Genomic DNA, 24,127 nt, shown 5'->3' with positions numbered 1-24,127 from the left:
ACTTTTTTCAAGCCTCCGCCTGCTTTTCGGTTTTGCGTGCGATTGCTAGAACTTTTTACCCCGAAGATGATCTGCCCACATGGCTTCCAATGCGGTTCGATAATCGGGATATTTCAGATTATATCCTGTTTTTAAAAGTTTATGGTTCAATATTCTTTTATTATCACCATAAAAAGAACGTGCCATGGGCGACATATCGGCTTTTTCAAAGGGCACTTCTTCAAGATCGGCCACACCCATCAATTTTGCCGCATAATGCATGACATCTTCAGGCGCTGCCGGTTCATTATCGACAATATTGAAAATGCCTTCACGTTTTGCCGAAGACAAAGCCTTGATGACACCGGCAATATCATCAACATGAATGCGGTTGAAAAATTGCCCCTTTTTGATAATGAGCGTTTTATTGCCCTGACTTAATTTTATAAAAGGATTGCGCGATGGGCCATAAATGCCGCCAAGGCGCAAAACGGCAACGGGAATATTGCGTTTTTCCCCGAAAGCCTGCCATTTTTTTTCCACTTCAAGGCGGGCAATGTTGCGTTTGAGCGAGGGGCGACAGGGGGCAGACTCGTCAATCCAACGGCCATCATGATTGCCATAAACGCCAATGGTGGAAAGATAGCCTATCCATTTTAACGCCGGCATAGAGCCAAGAATGTCGGGACGGTTTAACACCGCGTCGCTCATTGTGTCATCGGGTGAAACCGAAATAACAAGATGTGTTGTTGTTTCAAGCCGTTCAAAAAAGGTCGGGTTCGGCTCGTCAAAAAGAAAGGGTTCGATATTGGCACTTTCGAGAGAGGCGAATTTTTCTTTTGTGCGTGTTGTGCCGCAAATCCGGCTTTTTCGGGCGGCGGAAGTGGTGTCTGATGTGTCGGGTTCGAGGGACAAGTTTTCACCATAAAGCGAACCGAAGGCGCGAGCCGAATAACCGGCTCCGAGCATCATGAATTGTTCCGGTGCGGGTGCTTTTCCTTTTGCTCTATCCTGTTTCAATCTTCCCATTCCTTTAACACATCGGGGTCTGAAGCGAATGTTATAGAACGCTTTGCCAATTCATCAAATTCGGCTTTTGTGAGGAGTTGTTTCAAGGCCCAGACGGCCATACCGGCAACAAGCGGATCGGGATCCTTTAAATGCGGCTTGACCACATTGACAAGCGAGCGGTCGGCGCTGTTTCCCGCAGCAATCAGACAATTGCGGATAAAGCGGTTGCGCCCGATACGCTTGACCGGAGAGGCGGTGAAAAATGAACGGAAAGCCGCATCATCAAGTTTCAAAAGAAAATCGAGTTTCGGGGCAATCAGATCTTCTCGTGCTTTGAGTTTGATTTCACGTGTGTTGCGGGCAAATTTGTTCCACGGGCAGGCGGAAAGGCAATCATCACAACCGTAAATGCGGTTGCCGATGGCTTTTCGGAATGAAAGCGGGATTTGCTCTTTGAGTTCGATGGTCAGATAGGAGATGCAGCGGCGTGCATCGAGCTGATAAGGGGCGGGAAAGGCGTGAGTAGGGCAGGCGGAAAGACAGGCGTGGCAGGAACCGCAATGGTCGATTTCCGGTTGATCGAAGGGAAGTTCCACATCGGTAAAAATGGAACCGAGAAAAAGCCACGAACCGAATTCACGGCTTACAAGATTTGTGTGCTTTCCCTGCCAGCCAAGCCCGGCAAGTTGGGCAAGCGGTTTTTCCATAACGGGTGCGGTATCGACAAAGACTTTGACATCGCCGCCGAAACGCGAAACAAAGCGCGAAGCGATCTGCTTGAGACGCCCCTTTATCAATTCATGATAATCACGATGGCGGGCATAATAGGAAATATTGCCGGAACTTTTGTCGGGTCTCAGGTGGAATTCATGCGCTTCCGGCCCGTAATTCATAGCAAGCATAATGACCGATTTGACTTCCGGCCATAAATTGGCAGGAGCCATGCGCCGTTTAGCGGTTTCAACCATCCATTCCATGGTACCGTGATAGCCGTGGTTCAATGCCTCGAAAAGGTGAATACCGGCTTTTTGATTGTTGGAACCGGTGATCGCAATGGCATCGAAACCGAGGGCTGCGGCTTCTTTGAGGAGAAAATCCTTGAGTTTTGCTTTGTCGCTAGAAGTCGAGATCGGCATAATGCGTGCTCGGTGCAATGCCCCTTATGCGGTCATTCAGAAGCGGCCGGAAGGATGGCCTCGATTTGATACGCATATACCAGTCGCGCGAGGCAGGAAAAGACTTCCAGTCCAATTCGCCCATGAAATCGAGAACCGAAAGTGAAGCGGCGGCTGCCAGATCGGCATAAGAGATAGAGTTTCCGGCGAGCCAGTCACGCGAGGCGCAAAGCCATTCGAGATATTTCATATGCGGGCGAATATTGGCACGGGCATTGCGCAAGGTTTGTGAATCGGGTGCACCACCTCCCTGCGCCAGCGGAATTTCGCGTTTATAAATACGTTCGCGCACAATGTGACGGGTTACTTCGCTTTCAAACTTCGTTAAAAACCATTCGGTCAGGCGGCGCACTTCTGCGCGTTCAAGCGGGTTTTCGGGAAAGAAGCGCTGGTCGCGGCGCAAGCCGCCGCGCGTTTCATCAAGATATTCGTAAATGACATAGGCGCCGCAAAGCGGCACTTCGCGTTCTGCCAGAAGTACCGGTACACTGCCGGCCGGATTGAGCACAAGAAACTCGCGCCGGCGTGCCCATTCATACTCTTCGATCAGGTTGGTGGCCACATCATATTCATTGAGGATGAGCCGCACAAAACGGGATGAAGAGGACATCGGATGATGAAAAAGCGTTAGCATGACTACTCTGGATTTCTTACAGATTTGAACAACGTTATAGAACCCATTCGCCCGAAGAACAAGAAAGGGAACCACAATGCTCCCCCTGTTGCAACACTCATGCTTAACCAATTGTAAAACGCGGCAAAAAATTGTTTCTCAACGTTAATAATTTGAAAACGGAATGAACAAACCGGTCAAGTTGAAAAGACATAGTCATGAAGTGACGTAATCATGATTTGTCTTGACGTGCCGGATGTTTTGTCTTGCCCTCTCAAAATTTCTGCAAGAGTTCAATTGTAAGCCGGTGGCTTTTTCATAAAAACTGTTTTCGGACAAGGGGCAGAGCCGGTTTTTTAAAAAAGGGGTTTGGCTGGTGAGGCTTTGCGCGCAAATAGTTTCAGAAAAAGGGGGAATTTTTAAAATGAAGGCAGGATTTTTTAAAAAACAGGAAGTGATTTCCAATAGCCGGCCTTTACCAACCTGGTTTCAATGATGAGGCAATGACTGCAAATAATTTCACGCTTGCCAAAAAGGTTTTGTTTGTTGTGGCGCGCATTTTCAAGCCGCCACTTTTGAAAACGAAATCGGTCATAACTTGAACGGGTCAAAACTCGGAAGGGGCGAAACTTGAAAGGGTCAAAACTTGAAAGGGGCAAAACGTGAAAGGGTCAAAACTTGGAAGCGGCAAAACTTGGAAGGGGCGAAACTTCAACCGCGTAAAATTTGACAGGGCAAAAATTGAACGGGTCAAAACTTGGAAGGGGCAAAAATTGAACGGGGCAAAACTTGAACGGGTCAAAACTTGGAAGGGGCGAAACTTGGAAGGGGCGAAACTTGGAAGGGGCGAAACTTGGAAGGGTCAAAACTTGAAAGGGGCGAAACTTCAACCGCGTAAAATTTGAACCGCGCAAAACTTGAACGGGGCAAAATTCAAAGAACAAAAACTTGATCGTGCGAAACTTATCGGGCAAGCGGATTGGCAGCCTCTAAAATCGTTTCCCGCAAATCGTCAAGGCCTATTCCTTTTTCGGAAGAGGTGGCAATGATGTGGGGAAAAGCGGCAGGGCGTTTGGCAATCGTCAGATGGGTTTTTTCGATCAATTTTTGAAGTTCGGCCGGTTTGATCTTGTCGATCTTGGTCAACACAATCTGATAGGAAACGGCTGCTTTATCAAGAAGGCTGAGCACATCCCCGTCATTCTTTTTGATACCGTGGCGGGAATCAATCAGCACATAAACGCGTTTTAAAGTTGTGCGACCACGCAGATAATCGAAAATCAGCTTTGTCCATTGGTCGACCTGCGCTTTCGGCGCTTCGGCAAAGCCATAGCCCGGCATATCGACAAGTGCGAGCGGCGGCAAATCATCAACAGTGCCGGTAAAGCCATCAGGCACAAAATAGTTGAGCTCCTGTGTGCGACCGGGTGTGTTTGACGTGCGGGCGAGACCTTTATGGCCAACCAGCGCATTGATGAGCGAGGATTTGCCGACATTGGAGCGACCGGCAAAGGCAATTTCGGCTGGCCCTTCGGGCGGCAGAAACTTCATTGCCGGTACACCGCGGATAAAAATCCAGTTACGGGCAAAAAGTCCCGCCAATGCAGGACTGTCTGTCACTTATTTGGTCTCTTTCTTCGGTTTCTTTTTGAAGATAGCTTTGAGATTGTCCCAAAGTTCGATCTTTGCACCCTGACTTTTCATGATGATCGCCTGCTGGCAGATCGACAGCGTGTTGTTCCATGCCCAGTAAATAACGAGACCGGCAGGAAACGAAGCGAGCATGAATGTAAAGACAATCGGCATCCATGTGAAAATCATGGCCTGTGTCGGGTCGGGGGGTGTCGGGTTCATGCGCATTTGCAAGAACATGGTGATACCCATAATGACAGGCCATGCACCGATCATCAAAAATGCCGGAACATTATAGGGAAGCCAACCGAACAGATTAAAGAGCGATGTCGGGTCGGGGGCGGCAAGGTCCTGAATCCAGCCAAAGAACGGCGCATGGCGCATTTCAATGGTGATATAGAGCACTTTATAAAGGGCAAAGAAAATCGGGAATTGCACCAGAAGCGGCCAGCAACCGGCAAGCGGGTTGATTTTCTCGGTTCTATAAAGCTCCATAATGGCTTGTTGTTGCTTGACCTTGTCATCGGCATATTTGGAGCGGATTTCCATCATTGCCGGTTGCACAACTTTCATGCGCGCCATGGATTTATAAGACTTGTTGGCAAGCGGGAACAGAACCGCTTTCAAAATGACAGTAACAAGCAGAATGGCAACACCGAAATTGTTGGTGAGCTTATAGAGAATGTCGATCAGAGCAAACATCGGCTTGGTGATGATCGAGAACCAGCCCCAGTCAATCAACAATTCGAATTTTAAAATCTTCAGATTGTCCTGATAGGCATTGATGGCTTCAACGCGTTTGGCTCCGGCAAACAAATGATTGGTGATGGTTTCGGTTGCACCCGAAGCGACGGTGATGGCCTTTCCGGTCAAATCCGACTGGTAATGGGTGGAAAGACGATCGAAATAGACAAAACGGCTGGTATATTCCTCGTCCTGCGGAGGAATAGCGGCAACTGCCCAATATTTGTCGGTAATGCCGATAAAGCCGCCTTTGACCTTATCGAAAACCATTTTCTTTTCGTTTGACGCATCCGGCTTCAAATCCTTGAGCGCGGCATATTTTTCTTCCTTGAGGCCGTCATCACCGGCAACGCCGATCATGCCTTCATGGAGAAGATAGGTGGCACTTGCGTGTTCGGGAGGAGCAGCGCGGGCAACGCGCGCATAAGGCAGAAGGCTTACAACCGAAGAAGCATTATTGGTGACACTGTCGGAAATGGTGAACATGTAATTGTCGTCAACCGAGATCACACGGTGGAAGACTTGTCCCTGACCATTATCATAGACAAGATGAACGGGTGTCTTGGGTGTCAAGGTTGCGTTTTCGCCATCAACCTTCCATTCGGTATTGAATTGCGGCAGGCTTCCGGCGGGCAAACCCTTGCCGGTAAAACCGAATTCGGCGATATAGGTTGTGTTGAAACCATTGGGATTGAGAAGCGCAATTTCCGGCGAGTTCTTGTCAACCGTCAAGCGGTAATTTTTCAAAAACAGATCATCGAACTGGGCGCCGACAAGGTTGATCGACCCTTGCAGTTCAGGTGTGTCGATCAAAACGCGTTTGGACTTGTTCAACGCCGCATTGCGGGCGTCCGGTGTCATTTCAAGACCGGCGGGGTTTGTTTCGTCTTTGTTTTGCGGCGGTGTTACAGTGCCATTTTCAGCAGTCGGAACGGCCTGATTTTGTGCCTGTTGATCTTGCTCGATCTGGCGAGCAATTTCTTGTGCCTTTTGCTGGTCGGCATTTTTCGGTGCAACGTAAAAAAACTGCCAGACAAGAATGATAAGCAGAGACAATCCAATAGCAATGAAAAAATTACGATTATATTCCATGAGCGATTGTCCTGTTATCGTTTCGAGTTTTGCATTTTTGTCCGAACCGGCGCTTCATTTCTCCGGTCAGACTGGCGAATGATGCGTCAAGTGCATCGGGACGCGCAATGATGACATAATCTGTTCCGTTGACAAGGTCACAATTTGCGCCGGCGGTGATGTCACGAACGGTGATGTCACAAGTGGCGATGTCACAATTTGTGCCGGCGGTGATGTCACAATTTGTGGCGGCGGCCTTGTCATGAGCGGCGATGTCACGAACGGCGATGTTACGAGCGGCTTTGTCACGCGTCAATGAAAGCCGGAATGCCTCGCGTAGTCGCCGCTTGATGCGGTTGCGCCTGACCGCATTACCATTTTTACGTGTTACGGTAAAGCCGACGCGCGGCAAGGTTTTTTCCTTGATTTCTTCCGGTAAATCGCGACTTTTCGATTCCAGAAGAAAAAACGGGCCACGTCGTTTTTCACCGTTTCTTAATGCCAAAAAATCCGCCCTTTTGCGAAGGCGGAGGTAGGATTTCTCACGCATCGGAAAAACCTTTAACAAAACTCTGCCATAAGGAAGCGGGTTCCAACGGGTGTTTCAATGCCGGACCATTTGCAGCGAAGAAGGGAAAAAGCTGTAGCCGAAACAAACTTTCCCCCATATCGTTGTAAAATCCTTGAACCAGTCAGCAATAAAGTCGAAATCAGGCTGAAAGGCGTTTGCGACCACGTGTGCGGCGGGCTGCAATCACTTTGCGGCCACCAAGGGTTGCCATGCGCGCACGGAAACCGTGGCGGCGTTTACGAACGAGTTTGGACGGTTGATATGTACGTTTCATTTATTTAACATACCGCGGCGTGCGGCCCTTCTTGGTTCTATGTGCGGTTTCCCGCCGGTTGAACAGTTTTTGTGCCCTTTCGCCTGCTTCAAGTTCAAGTTGCAGTTCAGGGGCAATTTTTGCGCTTATACGGTTTAGTTTTCGCCGAGTCAATTGCCGTTCGTGTTTCGCTCCCGTCTTATATCAACAGAATATTGGTCGCGACGGCCATTTATCTGGGGCACGATACGGGCTTCGTCAACAAGTGTGGCCAATGATTTTTTCGTATCCACCACCTTGAGATCATAAAGATAGGAGGGAAGTTGTCCTGAAAAGAGAATGCGCCAGTCAAGCGGTATGCCAGGGTCGAGAATGCGCGCCATGTCAAACACCACCGTTGTGCAATTGGCCGTCACAGTATTATAGAAGCGTGCTTTACGGGCAAGCTTGTTGGCTGTTTCAAGATAATTCAGAAAGAGCTCTTCGATCTTTTCCCGGTCTACATTGATCGGGTAGCGGTAAACATGTTCACCTCTTATATCCGTGCGCAATTTTATAATGTCTTCTTCAGGTGCGGCAATCATTATCAATTCAAATTCTTTGAAAAAACCGCCTATGGCCGAAAAACTCTGGTCTTTTGTGCGCCGGATTTCTGCCGAAAAAACCAGATGACGCCCGTCTTTGAAAGTAAAGCCTACAAGCGTGTGGGCAATATAAGGCCCCATCCAATAGGATAAATACACGTCAAGTCCGACAATGTCTTTGATATTATAAGTGCCGTTTTCCCATCGTTCTTTTCCCTCGTAAGCCGAAATCCAGTCAAAATCGCGGATATTTTCAAGATGGACAATGTCGGGATTGATCGGGTCGAATTCCGCCTCGACACTTTTTGATAATTCCGGCGCCCAATCGCGGTGTAATGTCGGCTTTATCGTTGCCCACCAGCTTGTAACGGCAATAAACATAATCGCCAATATAATCCGCGATTTCCACGGCGTTCTGAATTCAAGCGCCAATGCATAAATGCCGATGACAAGCCACAAAACCGCAATGGTAACAAAAACCGGCATGTTGAACGGCAATTGATAGAAAAACGCAAACAGGCTCCACAGCAGCATGAAACAGGCAAAAACAAACCAGATCGCACGTGCAACTTGTGTCACTATACGGGCGATGATACGGGTGAATTTTGTCCGGTTTACGGAAAGACTTTGCTGCATAAAACGACTCGGATGCCAATAAATTTCCAGTCTGCAATATTACGTTACAAAGTGGCGATATTATTGCCGAAGAATAAGGTTGTATTCAAACAAAAAACAACTTATGATTGCTATTTGTTATATAGAGTATATCGGGTATCGGGATGAATGAACAGTGCACAGATATGCAACGGCTGATCTCTACGATTCGTCAATATCTTTCATCGGAAAATAAATCATTTGAATTTCCGGTCAATGGCGTTTTCGAGGTCGAAAGGTCGGTCGAGAATTTTCATTCATACAATGACAGCTTCGATTTGGATGATAAAATTTTGCGCGATTTATTGTGTATTGAAGCGTTGCGAATTGGTCTGATTCTGCATTTCGGCAAAGAAAAATAAACCCGCCCGTAGAGAACTTTTATCGCAATGATGAACCGAAAAAGTGCTGTGGCGTAAGGGCAAAGTGCCCGCCGGTTACTTTTTATTAAAGCGCCATTGTTTTTTCTTATTTTAACCGGCAATCGTCATCAAAGACAATGAAAGACAATTGAAGGCGGGCAAAGACAGGCAAAGGCGGGCAAAGACAGGCATAGCATTGTCAGGAATGGTATTGTCGGGGCCGGAATTGTCGGAAATGGAATTATCGGAAATGGAATTGTCGGAAATGGTATTGTCGGGAACGGCCTTGTGAAGGGGAGAAAACCCTCAAATAACCGGAACAGTGAAGCCCGATAGAACAAGCATAATAGAACAAGCATAATAGAACAGGCATAATAGAACAGGCGGGCGGCGCTTTAAAAAACAGGCGGCGGCGTTTTTTTGCCGGGGGGCGGGTAGGCAAGCCCGTGTTCAGCAAAACCGGTGAAGTTGCACAGGCGAATAGAGTGGCTATGGGGTGGGTAAGTAAGCCCGTTTTTAGCAGAACCGGTAAAGACGAGCAGGCGAATAGGGCGGCTATGGCTTGCGAAGGCAACCGGAGCTTAAACGAGGGCAACCGGAACTAGAACGAAGATGAGCAGAGCGGCTATGGCAAAGCAGCTTGATATGAGCCGGTTTTGCCCCCGTTGCAAACTTGCAAAGCTTGGCCTGAAAGGTGCGGGAAAACGACCTTATCACCCCTAATTGTTTTGCCGGAAGGCCTTCCATTCCTTATATTGATAAATTGTTAAAGGGTTTTTTTCATAATCGTGTTCATGACAAAAGGGTTCGGTTTTATTGTTGCTTTTTTCTTCTGGCATTGGCAAATTTCATTTGCGATGCAATGGCGTCCTCATGGGGGGAGGGGGCGGAAAAATTGGCGCTTCCGGTCAATAATGATCCGGTCAATAATGAAACGAAAACCGGAAATGATACGAAAAATGAAAATGCAATAATCTCGGCAATCGGGCGTGAGCGGATAAAATCCGAGCAAATAAAGACAGAGACAGCCCGCATGATAAAGTCTGCTCGAAGAGTTGTGCCTGTTGAAGGCGGGAAAGCTCGTCAAGTGGCAAAATCGGGCGAAATTAAACAATCTTCGGACGTTATAAAAGTCAATGCGCTTATGCAAAAAGCGGAAAACGGGAAGGTCGCCTTGTCGCTCCAAAACGGGCGCGACACAGAGACGGAAGCCGGAAAACCGCTTCAAAGAGCGACATTGAACGGGAATGACCGGACGTTTACCGGAAATATAAAAGCGTTTAACGGAAATAACGCCAACAACGCCAATAACGCCAATAATGCCAATAATGCGCGAAATAGAGGAATTTTTATGCAGCAGAATAATGCGACCGAAACCGGATTGAAGCGTTTAGAGAATTTTCATATGCGCATTGACCGTGCCGATCATCCATCCGGCGAGGTGGTTATATTGCTTCACGGGTCGGGCGGCGATGAAAATTCGTTATTGTCCTTTGCCCGCCCGATATGGCCGCGGGCAACACTTGTCGGCATTCGCGGGCGCATTGTGCAAAATGGTGAAACGCGCTGGTTCAGAAAAATTACACCGACAAAGTTCGACCAGCAGGATGCTGTTCACGAAGCCGATGCTTTGGTAAAATTTCTCGTCGGGCTTGCCGATGATGAAAATTATGATTTGTCGCGGGTGACTTTTGTCGGCTATTCCAATGGCGCGAATTTGCTGGCCGTTATTATGATGCGCCATCCCGATCTTGTGCGCCGTGCCATTCTTATGCGTTCAATGCCTATTCTCGATAATACGGCGCGCGAGGATTTGTCGAAAACACAAGTCCTGATTATTTCGGGCAAAAAGGACGCGCTTTATTCACCGTTTGAACCGGCTTTATCGGCCCTGTTCCATAAAAATTCTGCCAAGGTTGATAATGTGATGGTCGATAGTGACCATATGATAGGCGAGCGTGACCGCGACATTATTGTCAAATGGTTGGCCGACAAGAATTCGAGCCATATTTCGGCCAATACAAAAACCGTCAAAACTGCCCATTAGCCGGTTGACCGAAGGCTTGTCACCGCGATAGGAAAGAGAAAAATCCAGCAATTTTGCAGGAAGGAAAAGTTCGTGTCCAATATCACAAGCGATGATGTTGTTGATGAGTTGCGAAAGGTCAAAGGGCCTGATTTTGAAAGCGATATTGTTTCGCTCGGCCTTGTTTCGGAAATTTTCATCTCCGATGGCAAAGTGTTTTTTTCGATAACTGTGCCGGATGAACGTGCGCAGGAACTGGAGCCGATGCGACAGGCTGCGCAGAAAGTGGTCGAGGCGCTTGATGGTGTCAAAGCGGCTATTGTTACTTTGACAGCCGAGAAAAAAGGCGGAACCGGTCAGGAGACAAGCCGGAATGGCAGCGAAAGCCACGCCGGAAGTGCTAAAAAAGTTGTTGCGCAGTCGGGGCATGCGCATGTTGGTCGCGGTGTTGGTGAAAAACAGCCGATTGAAGGTGTCAAACATATTATTGCTGTCGCATCCGGCAAGGGTGGCGTTGGCAAATCGACAACTGCTATCAATCTGGCTTTGGCACTGGCCGATAAAGGCTTTAAAACGGGGCTTTTGGATGCCGATATTTATGGGCCGTCACTGCCGAGACTGACCGGCCTTATCAACCAGCGCCCGCGTGCTGTTGAAGGCAACAAGCTGGAAACGCTTGAAAAATTCGGCTTGAAATTGATGTCGATGGGTTTTCTTGTTGACGAAGACCGCCCGATGGTATGGCGCGGGCCGATGGTGATGTCGGCGGTCACACAATTTTTGCGGGATGTTTTATGGGGGCCACTCGATGTTTTGGTGGTCGACATGCCACCCGGCACCGGCGACGCGCAATTGACGCTCGCCCAGCAAGTGCCGTTAACCGGTGCGGTTATCGTTTCCACCCCGCAAGATCTCGCATTGGTTGACGCGCGCAAGGGAATCGAAATGTTTACCAAGGTCGGTGTGCCGATTCTGGGTGTCATAGAAAATATGAGTTATTTTATCGCTCCCGATACCGGCAAACGTTATGACATTTTCGGCCACGGCGGGGCGCGCAATGAAGCCCACCACCGGCAAGTGCCGTTTCTGGGCGAAATCCCGCTTGATCCGGACGTTCGCGCTTTGTCGGATGCGGGCACACCTGTCTATGTTGCAAAACCGCAAAGCACTTTTTCCAAACTCTATCGGGAAATTGCCGAAAAGCTCGCAAGTAACCTATCGTAAACCATGTTTTGCCAAGTCGAACAAGTTGTGCTAGGTTGACTTTGCAACTGATGTGCCTAGATGTCATTTTGAAACGCATTTTACGTTTCAAAGTGTCGTTCATATCGGGATTATTCCTTGTAAAACCACAGGTTTTCAAGGATTTTCGGTGTGATTGACCAGAAAATGACAATTTGGTCACAGGATTGCCATGAAATTGGCTAATACACGCCGGAACGCATTTTGTGTACAGAGTATGTGCGTTTTTGACAGCCGTGATTTTGTGGCTTTCTTGAAAAAGTTTGCATAAGTTTGAATAAAAACGGGTGGTGCATGACTAAACGACGTTTGATTGTCAGCGGCAGTATTATTGTACTAACAGGGTTTTTGGGCGCCTGTACCAATGAGAACAAGCCAAAAGCCGAACTTACCGATGCGACCAAGTCGATAGCACGGGTCGGAACAATGACAACGCCGTTATCTTACGGTTATCTGATTGACAAGAGAATTCCCGTTCCCGTGTTCAAGGAACTCTCTTTTAACGGCAAACAAGCAAATCCCGCTGCTCTCGCCAAAGAGGCGGCAGCCAATCCTGCGGCACTTGCCGCACCTTCCGGTCCTGTCGAACTTGCCCATGCAAGTCCGCAAGTGGAAGAGCTGATTTCCAAATATTCATTGGCCTATAATGTGCCTGAAAGGCTTGTGAGGCGGGTTGTCAAACGTGAAAGCAACGGCAATCCCAATATTCGTAACGGCCCCTATCTCGGCCTGATGCAAATCAGCCACCCGACAGCGAAGGGCATGGGCTATCAGGGCGACCCGAAGGGGCTTCTCGATGCCGAGACGAATTTGCGCTTTGCCGTGAAATATCTGGCCGGTGCCTACAAGGTTGCCGAAGGGGATGAAGCGCAGGCTGTGCGCCTTTACGCCCGCGGCTATTATTATGATGCCAAGGCAAAAGGGCTTCTGGGCGCAACCGGACTTGGCGACAATTCGGGTATTTCCGATGATGCCAAAGCTGCTGTCGAATCTGTCACAAGGCAGAAAACCGATGTCAGCACGGGAAACGGCACTGTCAATATTCCGATACCGCAACTGAAGAACAGCGGAACGTGATTTCCAAAACGGGAGGAAATAATTTATCTATATGCCGGCTATGCCGGTATATAAACGCGTAATTGCGTTAGATAATAGAAAGTCGGAAGTTGTACTTTCAGCTTATGCCTGATAAGGAGCTTCCGGATGGAACCTATCCGGAATAAAACTGTTGTTGCAGTTGGTTGCGGATGTTCCGGACTTTCTGAATGTAATGGGAATGGAGTTTAATTGATGGCAAGTGTTATGCGAGATCGGTTGATCGTCGGATTGGACGTGGCCGATATTCGGCAGGCAGAAAAGCTGGTTAATCAATTGGGTGATACGATCAGCTTTTATAAAATAGGCTATCAATTATTGTTTGCAGGCGGGCTTGAATTTGCCCGTGAACTCAAAGCGGCAAACAAAAAAGTCTTCCTTGATATGAAACTTCTGGATATCGACAATACGATTGCGAGTGCGGTTGAAAATATCGTCAAACTCGGAGTCGATATGTTGACAATCCACGCTTATCCGAAGGCGATGCGCGCGGCAGTCGCCGCAGCAGGACAAAGCAATCTTTGTCTTCTCGGTGTGACGGTGCTCACCTCCATGGATGACGCTGATCTGAAAGCTGCCGGTTACTCCGACAATGCCGAAACATTGGTGCTGAAGCGGGCAAAAGACGCGCGTTTGGCAGGAATGGGCGGTATTGTTGCTTCGGCTGCCGAAGCCCGCAAGTTACGCGCTATTATCGGTCCTGATATGGCTCTGGTCACCCCTGGTATCCGCCCGAAAGGGGCAGATAAAGGCGATCAGAAACGTGTTATGAGCCCGATGGACGCTATTCGAGCCGGTGCAAGTCATCTCGTGGTTGCCCGTCCGATTATCAAAGCTGATAATCCTCTGGAAGCGGCAAGGAATATTTTGAAAGAAATGGAAGAGGCTTGATAGCATAAGTTTGGAAAAATTTACTTGAGCCACAAAAAGTCGAGCGGGGCGGGGCTCGTTTTGTTGTTGTGGAGAAATGGGAGAATAGAATGTTTGAAGACCGGATCCAAAGTGCGGAATTGAGACAAAAAATCGTCTCGGCAGAAGAGGCGGCAAGCCTTGTCAAAGATGGTATGGTCGTTGGCATGAGCGGTTTTACCCGCGCCGGAGATGCCAAGCTTGTTCCACACGCAATGGCCAAACGGGCAAAAAAACACCCCTTTAAAATTACCCTGCTGACAGGGGCTTCACTGGGCTATGACACCGACAAGCTGTTATGCGAGGCAGGTGTACTTTCCCGTCGTATGCCATTTCAGGTCGACACAACTTTGAGAGCGGCGATCAATCGCGGCGAGGTCATGTTTATTGATGAACATTTGTCCGAAACGGTTGAACAATTGCGCGCCCACCAGTTACCACCGGTCAATATTGCCATTATCGAAGCGGCGATCATACATGAAGATGGCTCGATTGTGCCAACCACTTCGGTGGGCAATTCGGCAAGTTTTGCTCTGGGTGCCGATCAGGTTATCATCGAGCTTAATACCAGCGTTAATCCGGCAATAGAAGGTATTCACGATATTTATATTCCATCCCCGCGCCCCAATCGCAAACCGGTGGAAGTTCTGGAGCCGGATACACGTATCGGTACGACATCGATCAAAGTTGACAAAAACAAGATCGCGGCGATTGTTATTTCCGATGTGCAGGATAGCCCGTCATTGATCCTGCCGGCCGATGATGCAACCAATGCCATTGCCCGCCATTTGACCGAATTCTTCCTGAAAGAAGTCGATCAGGGGCGCATGGATATGACATTAAGCCCCATTCAGGCCGGTATCGGCACGATTGCCAATGCGGTTCTGACCGGTTTTGTGGATAGTCCGTTCCATAATTTACGGATGTATAGCGAAGTCTTGCAGGATTCGACATTCGAGCTTTTCGATGCCGGTAAACTCGATTTTGCATCCGCTTCGTCGATTACATTGAGCGATAAATGTGCAGCGCGTGTTTTCCCCAATATCGAACACTATAAGGACCGGCTGATCTTGCGGCCGCAAGAAATATCCAATTTGCCGGAAATTATTCGCAGACTCGGTATTATCGCTATCAATACCGCTCTTGAATTCGACATTTACGGCAATGTCAATTCGACCCATGTCGGCGGCACCCATATGATGAACGGTATTGGCGGGTCGGGCGATTTTGCGAGAAATGCCTATATTTCGGTTTTTGTGACAAAATCGGTTGCCAAAGGTGGCAAGATTTCTTCGGTTGTGCCAATGGTTGCCCATGTCGATCATACAGAACATGATGTCGATGTTCTGGTGACAGAATTGGGTTATGCCGATTTGCGCGGTCTTGCACCACGCGAACGTGCGCCGCTTATTATCGAAAAATGTGCCCATCCCGACTATCGCGATGTATTGCGCGATTATTTTGATCGTGCTTGCAAAACGGTTGGCGGCCAGACTCCGCATATTCTTGATGAAGCCTTTGGACTTCACCGTAAACTCAAGACAACAGGTTCAATGTTGTAGGACAATTTTTTGACAGACAGGAAATATATCATCGGGGCGAATGCTTATGAAGCACCCGCCCTTGAACCGGCGCTCTACCTTGTGGCTACACCGATAGGAAATCTCGGCGATATAACATTGCGGGCAATAGAAACAATTGCCGCTGCCGATGTGCTTGCCTGCGAAGACACCAGAGTGACACGCATCTTGCTTGACCGTTATGGTATCCACCAGAAGCCGATCGTTTATCAGGAACACAATGTTGAGGAAGCAGGTAAAAAACTTCTCGGCGCTCTCGAAGATAACCAATCGGTCGCACTGGTGAGCGATGCCGGTATGCCGCTTATTTCCGACCCCGGTTTCCGGCTGGTTGCCGAGGCGCGCGAAAAAAATATCAAAATTGTGCCCGTTCCGGGTGCTTCTGCCGCTTTGACAGCGTTGATTGCAACAGGTCTGCCAACCGACAGCTTTTTCTTTTCCGGCTTTCTTCCAACAAAGTCCATGCAAAGAAAAGCCCGCCTTGAAGAACTTGCGTCCATTCCCGCTTCATTGATTTTTTACGAATCCCCGCACCGTGTTTCGGCAACTCTCGCTGATATGGTTGAAGTTTTCGGGAAAGATCGCCGTGGTGCAATCTGTCGCGAAATGACCAAAAAATTCGAGACTGTCGATGTTGCGCCACTTTCCGAACTTCATGAACGCTATAATGATAGCGAAAAAATACGTGGCGAAATTGTTATAATTGTCGAACCGCCATCAAAACAGGAAGAAAAATTCGACACGGAAGAAATCGACAAGCTTCTGGTCGAACTTGCGAAAGATTTTTCCGCAGCAAAAGCCGCCGCTGAAGCGGCCAGAATAACCGGACACAAAAAAACGGAACTTTACAAGCGCCTGTTATCGCTAAAAGCCGGTTAATATTAAAAGCAGGCTCTTTATATTCTGATAGTCGGAAGCTCTACTCGTTTGTTTGTTGAACAAAGGGGATGAACTCTATATGGCACGATTTATTATCAAAGATCCCTTTATTAAATCCTCATTTTAAATCTGTATAAATCGTCATTTTAAAGAAGATAACATGGAAAAAAGCATGTATCTTTCTTCTGTGATGATGCTCGGAACAAGAAGACGCAAGAAAAAAATATATTGGTATGGCATTTATGCTGAAAGAGTTGCAGCCTTATGGTTGCAACTGAAAGGCTATCACATTGCCGAACGCCGGTTTGAAACCTATTTCGGTGAAATTGATATTATAGCACGGCGTGGCAATGTTATTGCCATTGTCGAAGTAAAAGCGCGTCCCACCATTGAAGAGGCGATGGAAGCAGTCAAACAACCAAGTAGAAAGCGCATTGACAAGGCGGCAAATGTTTTTCTCGCACGCCAGTCCGACGCTAAAAAATTGCGGCTGCGCTATGATTTGATTGCAGTCAGCCCGTGGAAATTGCCCCGCCATATAGAGTCGTTTTTTCAACCGGAAAATTGAAAAGCATGAGAAGGGGAGAGCTAACGAGCAATTCCGGTTTGGCAATTCCGGTTTGTTCAAGATAAGCGGTGTTGCTCATAATAGCTTCTGCGATAAATAGGGTATAATAGCTTTAACGACGAAGAGTTTGGGAGAGGAAAACGGTTCCATGAGAAAAACTTCGTCGTGAGGCGCATCGTTCAAACGGCAGGAACGAAAAAAACATTTTGTTTTTGTCTTTCATGCGTTAGAAGGAAAAGTAACATTGAGTAGCCGGACTTCGATTTCTAGATAATTGCAAGCCCGCTTGAAGAGGATTGATTATGGACGATTATGAGAAGTTCGCAACCGGTCTTATAATAGTTTTTGGTGCGTTGATTATTGGCGGTCTGATGGCTGCCCATCTTGTTACCATGAACCGCGCCGGTTTTATGTTTGCTTTAAGTGCCGGTGTCATGGGCTGGTTTTCTGCTTTTGCAATTCTGTTCGACAAGAAAAAAGCCTATCTTATTTTGATAATTCTGTCAGTTTTGTGTGTCGCTTGCTCTATCGGTATTTTTGTCCGGTGACGATCACAAAAAGTTTTATTAAAAAGGCGCCGGTTTATACCGGCGTTTTTTATTTCTATTCTTGGAATTCATTGACATAAAGATTTCTTTATGTCACTCATGACCGGCTGATATGAAAGGTTCCCCCGCTATGTCTCATATTGTCGAAAAGTCATCTTCCGGTGAAGAAAAAGCCTCTGGCAAAACATCAAATCCTGTAGAACAATTGTTCGGTCAAACAGAAAAGCCGAAAAACCGTTCGGAAGAATTGCGCCGATTGGCGCGCGAGCGCATTCTTATTCTTGACGGCGCGATGGGAACGCAAATCCAGTCTTTCCATTTTGATGAAGAACATTTTCGTGGTGAACGGTTTGTGGCTTGTAGCTGTGCTCTTCAAGGCAATAACGACCTTTTGACATTGACCCAGCCGAAAGCCATTGAAGACATCCATTTGCGCTATGCTTTGGCCGGTGCCGACATTCTGGAAACCAACACATTTTCTTCAACCACCATTGCGCAGGCCGATTATGGCATGGAAAATATGGTCTACGAGCTTAATCGTGACGGCGCCCGTCTTGCACGCCGCGCTGCCTTGCAGGCCGAAGAGAAAGACGGCAAACCGCGCTTTGTTGCCGGTTCCATTGGCCCCACCAATAAGACCGCGTCGATTTCGCCCGATGTCAACAATCCCGGTTTTCGTGCCATTACCTTTGATGAATTGCGTATTGCCTATGGCGAGCAGATCAATGCATTGATTGATGGCGGTGTTGACCTGCTTCTCATTGAAACCATCTTCGATACGCTCAATGCCAAAGCGGCTATTTTTGCCGCAAAAGAAGTTTTTGCCAAAAAAAATATCGAATTGCCGATCATGATTTCCGGCACAATTACCGATATGTCGGGGCGCACACTTTCCGGGCAGACGCCAACAGCCTTTCTTTATTCGGTTGCCCATGCCAAGCCGTTTTCTGTCGGGCTTAACTGTGCGTTAGGCGCAAAGGCTATGCTTCCGCTTGTGAAGGAAATTGCTGCCAATACCGAAGAACTTGTTTGTGTCTATCCCAATGCCGGTTTGCCCAATGCCTTTGGCGGTTATGATGAAACGCCTGAAATTATGGCAAAAGAGCTTGAGGAATATGCGCGTGAAGGTGTCATCAATATCGTTGGCGGTTGCTGTGGAACCACGCCCGACCATATTCGCGCCATTGCCGAAGCGGTCAAACCGTTCAAACCGAGGAAGCCCAAGCCGCAGGAAAAGCTTTTGCATTTGTCGGGTCTTGAACCGTTTACACTCACCCACGACATTCCTTTCGTCAATATTGGCGAGCGTACCAATGTCACAGGGTCGGCAAGGTTTCGCAAACTCATAACCAATAATGATTATACCGCCGCTCTCGATGTCGCGCGCAATCAGGTGGAAAACGGTGCACAGGTTATCGACATCAATATGGATGAAGGCTTGATTGATTCCGTTGCGGCCATGCGCAAATTTTTAAATCTCCTTGCCGCCGAGCCTGATATTTCCCGTGTTCCCATCATGATTGATTCATCGAAATGGGAAGTTATTGAAGCCGGTCTTCAATGTGTACAGGGTAAATCCATCGTCAACTCGATTTCCTTGAAAGAGGGCGAGGAAAAGTTTATCGAACACGCAAAACTTGCCTCCCGTTACGGGGCGGCGGTTGTGGTGATGGCTTTTGACGAAAAAGGTCAGGCCGACACCGAACAACGCAAGGTTTCAATCTGCGAACGGGCTTATAGAATTCTGGTCGACAAGGTCGGTTTCCCGCCTGAAGATATTATTTTCGACCCCAATATTTTCGCCATTGCAACCGGTATCGACGAACATAATAATTACGCCGTCGATTTTATCGAAGCGACCAAAGAAATTCGCAAAAAATTGCCTTATTGCCATATTTCCGGCGGGGTATCCAATCTGTCATTCTCGTTCCGTGGCAATGAACCGGTTCGCGAGGCTATGCATTCGGTCTTCCTTTATCGGGCAATTGCCGCCGGTATGGATATGGGCATTGTCAATGCCGGACAATTGGCCGTTTACGATACAATCGAACCCAAGCTTAAAAAAGCCTGTGAAGATGTGATCCTCAATAAAGACGCTGGCGCAACCGAGCGCCTGCTTGCACTAGCGGAAGAATATCGCGGTAAGGCCGGTGGCGGCGTCAAAAAGGAAAAAGACTTGAGCTGGCGACAATTGCCGGTGGAAAAGCGCCTTGAACATGCTCTTGTGAACGGCATTACCGAATTTATCGACGCCGACACAGAAGAAGCACGCCAAAAAGCCGAACGCCCGCTTGATGTCATTGAAGGGCCGCTCATGGCCGGTATGAATGTGGTGGGCGACCTTTTCGGTTCCGGCAAAATGTTTTTGCCGCAGGTGGTGAAATCCGCCCGCGTGATGAAGCAGGCTGTGGCCATTCTTCTTCCCTATATGGAAGAGGAAAAGCGTAAAAATGGTGGTGAAGGCCACCAGAGTGCGGGCAAAATTATTCTCGCAACTGTCAAAGGCGATGTTCACGACATCGGCAAAAACATTGTCGGCGTTGTGCTTGCCTGCAATAATTACGAGATTATCGACCTTGGGGTAATGGTTCCGGCACAAACCATTCTCGACGCGGCACGGCGTGAAAAGGCCGATGCAATCGGTCTTTCCGGCCTCATTACACCTTCGCTTGATGAAATGGTCAATGTTGCCCATGAAATGGAAAGTCAGGGCTTCGACATTCCCTTGTTGATCGGCGGGGCAACAACAAGCCGCGTTCACACGGCCGTCAAGATCAACCCGCAATATCACCGCGGGCAGAGTGTCTATGTGCTTGATGCAAGTCGGGCAGTGGGGGTTGTTTCATCGCTTCTTTCCCCGCAAACAAAAACGGCAACAATCGAAAAAATCCGTGAGGAATATGCCAAGCTTGCCGCTGCCCATGAAAAGGGCGAACAACAAAAGACCCGCGTTTCATTAGATGAGGCGCGCGCCAATGCACTGAAACTCGATTTCAAGAATTATAAACCGGTCAAGCCGACATTTCTTGGTGTCAAAAAATTCGACGATTGGGATCTTGCCGAACTTTCGACCTATTTCGACTGGACACCGTTTTTCCAGAGCTGGGAATTGCGCGGGCGTTTTCCGGCAATTCTTGATGATGAAAAGCAAGGTCCAATTGCTCGCCAGCTTTATGATGACGCGCAAAAAATGCTTGAAAAAATCATTGCCGAAAAATGGTTCCATCCGAAGGCGGTGATCGGCTTCTGGCCGGCAAACCGCGTTGGTGACGACATCCGCATTTATACAGACGAGACAAGAAAACACGAGCGGGCAACCTTCTTCACTTTGCGCCAGCAATTGCAGCGGCGCGAGGGAAAGCCCAATCTTGCTCTGGCCGATTTTGTGGCTCCTGTCGGCACACCGGATTATCTTGGCGGTTTCGTGGTAACGAGCGGCTTTGGCGAGGAAGAAATTGCCGAACGTTTCAAACGCGAAAACGACGATTATTCTTCCATTCTTGTCAAAGCTCTGGCCGACCGTTTTGCCGAAGCTTTTGCCGAATGTCTGCATGAACGCGTTCGCAAGGTTTATTGGGGTTATGCGGCCGATGAAAATTCGACCAAGGAAGACCTTATTGCCGAAAATTATCGCGGTATACGTCCGGCTCCGGGCTACCCCGCACAGCCCGATCATACCGAAAAGGGCACATTGTTCGAGCTTCTTGACGCGACAAAAAATACCGGTGTGAAACTTACCGAAAGTTACGCCATGTGGCCTGGTTCGTCGGTTGCCGGACTTTATTTTTCACATCCCGACAGCTATTATTTCGGCGTTGCCAAGGTCGAACGCGATCAGGTTGAAGATTATGCTGAAAGAAAAGCAATGCCGGTGAGCGAAGTCGAACGCTGGCTCGGCCCGATCCTGAATTACGAGGTTAAAAGAGACAAATGAAACTAGGTTTTATCGGTACAGGAACCATTGCCTCGGCCATGGTGGAAGGCTTGATGAAGAGCAATCTTCCGGTTGAACAAATTACGATTTCACCCAGAAATGCCGACCGCGCGGCAGAGCTTTCAAAGCGCTTTGAAAAGGTGAAAATCGGCAAAGACAATCAGGATGTGATTGACCGGAGCGACGATGTTTTCATTTGTTTAAGAAGCCAGATTGCTGAAGAAGAATTGAAAAAACTCGATTTTTCCAAAGCTAAAACAGTTATTTCGGTTATAGCCATGGCAACGGCAACCGAGACCGAAAAATGGATTGGCAAAAAGGTTTTTCGCGCCGTGCCACTTCCCTTTGTTGCCGAAGCCAAAGGTGTTACAGCAATTTATCCCGACAATCCGGAATTGAAGAAAATTTTCAATGCGATGGGTGGGGCAATTGCCGTCAAGGATGAAAGCCAGTTTGCTTTGATGATGACTGCCGGCTCTCTGATGGGCGTCTATTTCAATTTCATCGAAACAGCAAACAGGTGGCTAGAAAAAAACGGCCTTGATGAAAGCCAGTCGGCACCGTTTCTTGCCTCTATGTTTGGCAATCTTGCCGACGAGGCGCGAAAAGTAGAGAAGCCCGATTTTACTAAATTGGAAGCCGAATATTCGACTAAAAAAGGCACGAACGAGCTGGTTTCGCTCTATTTTACCGATCATGGTGGCAGAGAAGCGCTCACCGGCGGCCTTGATGAAGCGTTCAAACGTATCAAAGGCGAGTGAGCACCTAACGCCAATCACCCGCCATTTGTGTGCGAAAACTGGTTCAAAACAATGCGCGCTTGAAAAAAACGCGGGCATAGTGAAAGCAAGTGAGGTGCTTGCAAGCAATCACCCGCCATTTGCGAACGGTTATAAATCTAATAAACAATGTCGGTGAGCAAAGTCGAACGCGATCAGGTTGAAGATTATGCCGAAAGAAAAGCAATGCCGGTGAGCGAAGTCGAACGCTGGCTTGGCCCGATCCTGAATTACGAGGTTAAAAGCGACAAATGAAACTAGGTTTTATCGGTACAGGAACCATTGCCTCGGCCATGGTGGAAGGCTTGATGAAGAGCGATCTTCCGGTTGAACAAATTACGATTTCACCCAGAAATGCCGACCGCGCGGCAGAGCTTTCAAAGCGCTTTGAAAAGGTGAAAATCGGCAAAGACAATCAGGATGTGATTGACCGGAGCGATGATGTTTTCATTTGTTTAAGAAGCCAGATTGCCGAAGAAGAATTGAAAAAGCTCGATTTTTCCAAAGCAAAAACCGTTATTTCGGTTATAGCCATGGCAACGGCAACCGAGACCGAAAAATGGATTGGCAAAAAGGTTTTTCGCGCCGTGCCGCATCCCTTTGTTGCCGAAGCGAAAAGCGTTACAGCAATTTATCCGGATAATCCGGAATTGAAGAAAATCTTCAATGCGATGGGTGGGGCAATTGCCGTCAAGGATGAAAGCCAGTTTGCTTTGATGATGACGGCCGGCTCTCTGATGGGTGTCTATTTCAATTTCATCGAAACGGCAAACAGGTGGCTAGAAAAAAACGGCCTTGATGAAAGCCAGTCGGCACCATTTCTTGCCTCTATGTTTGGCAATCTTGCCGACGAGGCGCGTAAAGTAGAGAAGCCCGATTTTAACAAATTGGAAGCCGAATATTCGACCAAGAAGGGCACGAACGAGCTGGTTTCGCTCTATTTTACCGATCATGGTGGCAGAGAAGCGCTCACCGGCGGCCTAGATGAAGCGTTCAAACGTATCAAAGGCGAGTGAGGCGCTTAAAAGCAAACGCCTACCGCCAAGAAATGGCTGTAGGTTCAAAACAATGCCCGCTTGAAAAAGCCCCACGGGCATAGTGAAGGCAAGTGAGGTGCTTGCAAGCAATCCCCGCCTTTTGCGAACGGTTATAAATCAACAATGCCCGTGCGTTAAAGCCCCACGGGCATAAAAAAGGCGGTCACGCAATCGACAGAAATTTTTCGCGGTTCGGGGAAGTTGCGAAGTTTCAAAGACGATCGTAGCGCGGGAAAAACTCGAATATATCGGATGCGGCCGATGAATACTCTAAAACAATCGGCTTGGGCGCCGGACGGCCTTTTTAAAAAGTGTTTGGCTTGCAGCTTTCCGCAATTTCCAAGGCCGGTTTTCGGGATTCATCATATTTGCAAAAATTGCTTTCAATGGGGAAGGTAGCTTTTCTGCCCGCTATCGGAATAGCAATAATGTCCGCCTCTGGGGCCAACGCAATAGGTTCCCGACCGGCAAGAACAATTTCCAGTTGATGGTTCCATGAGGGACGGGCTGCTTTCGAGAGATTGGCGGTTTGTTGCACCGCCTCCCATATAGGCCGAACAATCTTTGGTCGATGCGCTGGTTGAACCATCATTACAGATAAAGGTTCTGCCAACACAATGGGAAATGCCGCCTTTCCGACCTGAACACGGTGTATTTGCCGCAGCAAGTTCCGGAAATGAGGCTGTGAAAAAAATGAAGAGCAGTAAAATATATTTCATAGTCCGTTCCCCCGTGCGATCATCGTAATACTCGAATTGATTTTTTTGCAATCAATTTCGACTTTGACGGGAGAAAAGCGGGACTATCGACAGAAGTTTTTCAATAGTTCGGTTGTTATTTCCGGCAATTTTCCACTATCAACCGCTCGAAACGGTCTTCAA

Annotated in this window: 22 protein-coding genes and 1 pseudogene; 14 read left to right on the top strand and 9 right to left on the bottom strand. The window is 48.1% G+C overall.

The genetic code is table 11. The features are described from left to right. Window positions 1-45 precede the first annotated feature (45 nt). From BBC0122_RS09465 to BBC0122_RS09425, 8 genes and pseudogenes are all read right to left on the bottom strand, one after another. A complete protein-coding gene (locus tag BBC0122_RS09465; protein WP_225868107.1) occupies window positions 46-999 on the bottom strand; it encodes an SDR family oxidoreductase in 954 nt (317 codons plus the stop codon). Continuing rightward, the gene (gene queG, locus BBC0122_RS09460) at window positions 996-2,126 is read right to left on the bottom strand and encodes a tRNA epoxyqueuosine(34) reductase QueG (RefSeq protein WP_077993322.1); all 1,131 of its coding nucleotides are present in this window, start codon (window positions 2,124-2,126) and stop codon (window positions 996-998) included. The genes BBC0122_RS09465 and queG overlap by 4 nt, the downstream gene beginning before the upstream one ends. Then, window positions 2,107-2,799 carry a glutathione S-transferase family protein gene (locus BBC0122_RS09455; protein WP_077993320.1) on the bottom strand — a complete coding sequence of 231 codons (693 nt, stop codon included), beginning with the start codon at window positions 2,797-2,799 and terminating at the stop codon, window positions 2,107-2,109. The genes queG and BBC0122_RS09455 overlap by 20 nt, the downstream gene beginning before the upstream one ends. Before the next feature lie 942 nt (window positions 2,800-3,741). Further along, window positions 3,742-4,398, bottom strand: coding sequence for a ribosome biogenesis GTP-binding protein YihA/YsxC (yihA, locus tag BBC0122_RS09445; protein ID WP_077993318.1), 657 nt, complete (start codon window positions 4,396-4,398; stop codon window positions 3,742-3,744). Then, on the bottom strand, window positions 4,399-6,246 hold the full coding sequence (gene yidC, locus BBC0122_RS09440; protein ID WP_077993317.1) for a membrane protein insertase YidC: 1,848 nt from the start codon (window positions 6,244-6,246) through the stop codon (window positions 4,399-4,401). It abuts the gene before it with no gap. 232 nt (window positions 6,247-6,478) lie between these two features. After that, window positions 6,479-6,775, bottom strand: a pseudogene (gene rnpA / locus BBC0122_RS13400) (ribonuclease P protein component); the annotation flags it as partial. Window positions 6,776-6,935: 160 nt separating this feature from the next. After that, window positions 6,936-7,070: a 50S ribosomal protein L34 gene (rpmH, locus tag BBC0122_RS09430; RefSeq protein WP_077993314.1), complete on the bottom strand. Its 135-nt coding sequence runs from the start codon at window positions 7,068-7,070 to the stop codon at window positions 6,936-6,938. Between the two features lie 149 nt (window positions 7,071-7,219). Continuing rightward, a complete protein-coding gene (locus tag BBC0122_RS09425) occupies window positions 7,220-8,269 on the bottom strand; it encodes an Lnb N-terminal periplasmic domain-containing protein (protein ID WP_077993312.1) in 1,050 nt (349 codons plus the stop codon). Between the two features lie 143 nt (window positions 8,270-8,412). Here BBC0122_RS09425 and BBC0122_RS09420 point away from each other — a divergent pair, with 143 nt between their 5' ends. From BBC0122_RS09420 to BBC0122_RS09365, 14 genes are all read left to right on the top strand, one after another. After that, window positions 8,413-8,649, top strand: coding sequence for a hypothetical protein (locus BBC0122_RS09420; protein WP_077993310.1), 237 nt, complete (start codon window positions 8,413-8,415; stop codon window positions 8,647-8,649). A gap of 148 nt (window positions 8,650-8,797) precedes the next feature. Then, a complete protein-coding gene (locus BBC0122_RS13040; protein ID WP_188318022.1) occupies window positions 8,798-8,941 on the top strand; it encodes a hypothetical protein in 144 nt (47 codons plus the stop codon). A 570-nt stretch (window positions 8,942-9,511) separates the two neighbouring features. Then, a complete protein-coding gene (locus BBC0122_RS13190; protein WP_225868106.1) occupies window positions 9,512-10,696 on the top strand; it encodes an alpha/beta hydrolase in 1,185 nt (394 codons plus the stop codon). A gap of 72 nt (window positions 10,697-10,768) precedes the next feature. Beyond that, window positions 10,769-11,899, top strand: coding sequence for an Mrp/NBP35 family ATP-binding protein (locus tag BBC0122_RS09410; RefSeq protein ID WP_077993308.1), 1,131 nt, complete (start codon window positions 10,769-10,771; stop codon window positions 11,897-11,899). Window positions 11,900-12,211: 312 nt separating this feature from the next. Then, window positions 12,212-12,994 (top strand): lytic transglycosylase domain-containing protein, encoded by a 783-nt coding sequence (locus tag BBC0122_RS09405; RefSeq protein ID WP_077993306.1) that lies wholly within the window; start codon window positions 12,212-12,214, stop codon window positions 12,992-12,994. Between the two features lie 213 nt (window positions 12,995-13,207). Then, on the top strand, window positions 13,208-13,903 hold the full coding sequence (gene pyrF / locus BBC0122_RS09400) for an orotidine-5'-phosphate decarboxylase (protein WP_077993304.1): 696 nt from the start codon (window positions 13,208-13,210) through the stop codon (window positions 13,901-13,903). A gap of 89 nt (window positions 13,904-13,992) precedes the next feature. After that, window positions 13,993-15,483: a succinate CoA transferase gene (locus BBC0122_RS09395; protein ID WP_077993302.1), complete on the top strand. Its 1,491-nt coding sequence runs from the start codon at window positions 13,993-13,995 to the stop codon at window positions 15,481-15,483. A gap of 9 nt (window positions 15,484-15,492) precedes the next feature. After that, window positions 15,493-16,380 carry a 16S rRNA (cytidine(1402)-2'-O)-methyltransferase gene (rsmI, locus tag BBC0122_RS09390; RefSeq protein ID WP_077993301.1) on the top strand — a complete coding sequence of 296 codons (888 nt, stop codon included), beginning with the start codon at window positions 15,493-15,495 and terminating at the stop codon, window positions 16,378-16,380. 160 nt (window positions 16,381-16,540) lie between these two features. Then, entirely contained in the window at window positions 16,541-16,948 is a 408-nt protein-coding gene (locus BBC0122_RS09385; protein ID WP_225868105.1) for a YraN family protein, read from the top strand. Between the two features lie 302 nt (window positions 16,949-17,250). Continuing rightward, complete coding sequence (locus BBC0122_RS09380) at window positions 17,251-17,496, top strand: hypothetical protein (RefSeq protein ID WP_077993300.1); 246 nt, start codon at window positions 17,251-17,253, stop codon at window positions 17,494-17,496. Between the two features lie 130 nt (window positions 17,497-17,626). Continuing rightward, on the top strand, window positions 17,627-21,430 hold the full coding sequence (gene metH, locus BBC0122_RS09375; protein WP_077993299.1) for a methionine synthase: 3,804 nt from the start codon (window positions 17,627-17,629) through the stop codon (window positions 21,428-21,430). After that, window positions 21,427-22,191: a pyrroline-5-carboxylate reductase gene (locus tag BBC0122_RS09370; protein WP_077993298.1), complete on the top strand. Its 765-nt coding sequence runs from the start codon at window positions 21,427-21,429 to the stop codon at window positions 22,189-22,191. Before metH ends, BBC0122_RS09370 begins: the two co-directional genes overlap by 4 nt. A gap of 147 nt (window positions 22,192-22,338) precedes the next feature. Then, the gene (locus BBC0122_RS13305) at window positions 22,339-22,464 is read left to right on the top strand and encodes a hypothetical protein (protein WP_257788071.1); all 126 of its coding nucleotides are present in this window, start codon (window positions 22,339-22,341) and stop codon (window positions 22,462-22,464) included. Continuing rightward, window positions 22,461-23,225, top strand: a complete 765-nt coding sequence (locus BBC0122_RS09365) for a pyrroline-5-carboxylate reductase (RefSeq protein ID WP_077993292.1) — start codon at window positions 22,461-22,463, stop codon at window positions 23,223-23,225. Before BBC0122_RS13305 ends, BBC0122_RS09365 begins: the two co-directional genes overlap by 4 nt. A 404-nt stretch (window positions 23,226-23,629) precedes the next feature. Here the strand turns inward: BBC0122_RS09365 and BBC0122_RS09360 are convergent, their stop codons facing one another. Continuing rightward, window positions 23,630-23,965 carry a YdcA family protein gene (locus BBC0122_RS09360; protein WP_077993290.1) on the bottom strand — a complete coding sequence of 112 codons (336 nt, stop codon included), beginning with the start codon at window positions 23,963-23,965 and terminating at the stop codon, window positions 23,630-23,632. Window positions 23,966-24,127: the final 162 nt, after the last annotated feature.

The sequence above is a fragment of the Ditibartonella choladocola genome (assembly GCF_002007565.1).
Lineage (GTDB): Bacteria > Pseudomonadota > Alphaproteobacteria > Rhizobiales > Rhizobiaceae > Bartonella > Bartonella choladocola.
Note: the sequence above shows the minus strand (reverse complement) of the source record. Positions and strands in the feature narration are given on the sequence as shown.

Excerpts from the sequence above, each read along its gene's own strand:
- BBC0122_RS09405 (WP_077993306.1), top strand. The coding sequence starts at position 12,212 with ATGACTAAACGACGTTTGATTGTCAGCGGCAGTATTATTGTACTAACA.
- BBC0122_RS13190 (WP_225868106.1), top strand. The coding sequence starts at position 9,512 with ATGGCGTCCTCATGGGGGGAGGGGGCGGAAAAATTGGCGCTTCCGGTC.
- metH (WP_077993299.1), top strand. The coding sequence starts at position 17,627 with ATGTCTCATATTGTCGAAAAGTCATCTTCCGGTGAAGAAAAAGCCTCT.
- BBC0122_RS09385 (WP_225868105.1), top strand. The coding sequence starts at position 16,541 with ATGGAAAAAAGCATGTATCTTTCTTCTGTGATGATGCTCGGAACAAGA.
- BBC0122_RS09425 (WP_077993312.1), bottom strand. The coding sequence starts at position 8,269 with ATGCAGCAAAGTCTTTCCGTAAACCGGACAAAATTCACCCGTATCATC.
- BBC0122_RS09455 (WP_077993320.1), bottom strand. The coding sequence starts at position 2,799 with ATGCTAACGCTTTTTCATCATCCGATGTCCTCTTCATCCCGTTTTGTG.
- yidC (WP_077993317.1), bottom strand. The coding sequence starts at position 6,246 with ATGGAATATAATCGTAATTTTTTCATTGCTATTGGATTGTCTCTGCTT.
- BBC0122_RS09420 (WP_077993310.1), top strand. The coding sequence starts at position 8,413 with ATGAATGAACAGTGCACAGATATGCAACGGCTGATCTCTACGATTCGT.
- BBC0122_RS09380 (WP_077993300.1), top strand. The coding sequence starts at position 17,251 with ATGGACGATTATGAGAAGTTCGCAACCGGTCTTATAATAGTTTTTGGT.
- BBC0122_RS09370 (WP_077993298.1), top strand. The coding sequence starts at position 21,427 with ATGAAACTAGGTTTTATCGGTACAGGAACCATTGCCTCGGCCATGGTG.
- queG (WP_077993322.1), bottom strand. The coding sequence starts at position 2,126 with ATGCCGATCTCGACTTCTAGCGACAAAGCAAAACTCAAGGATTTTCTC.
- BBC0122_RS09395 (WP_077993302.1), top strand. The coding sequence starts at position 13,993 with ATGTTTGAAGACCGGATCCAAAGTGCGGAATTGAGACAAAAAATCGTC.
- BBC0122_RS09360 (WP_077993290.1), bottom strand. The coding sequence starts at position 23,965 with ATGAAATATATTTTACTGCTCTTCATTTTTTTCACAGCCTCATTTCCG.
- BBC0122_RS09365 (WP_077993292.1), top strand. The coding sequence starts at position 22,461 with ATGAAACTAGGTTTTATCGGTACAGGAACCATTGCCTCGGCCATGGTG.
- BBC0122_RS13305 (WP_257788071.1), top strand. The coding sequence starts at position 22,339 with ATGTCGGTGAGCAAAGTCGAACGCGATCAGGTTGAAGATTATGCCGAA.
- rpmH (WP_077993314.1), bottom strand. The coding sequence starts at position 7,070 with ATGAAACGTACATATCAACCGTCCAAACTCGTTCGTAAACGCCGCCAC.
- pyrF (WP_077993304.1), top strand. The coding sequence starts at position 13,208 with ATGGCAAGTGTTATGCGAGATCGGTTGATCGTCGGATTGGACGTGGCC.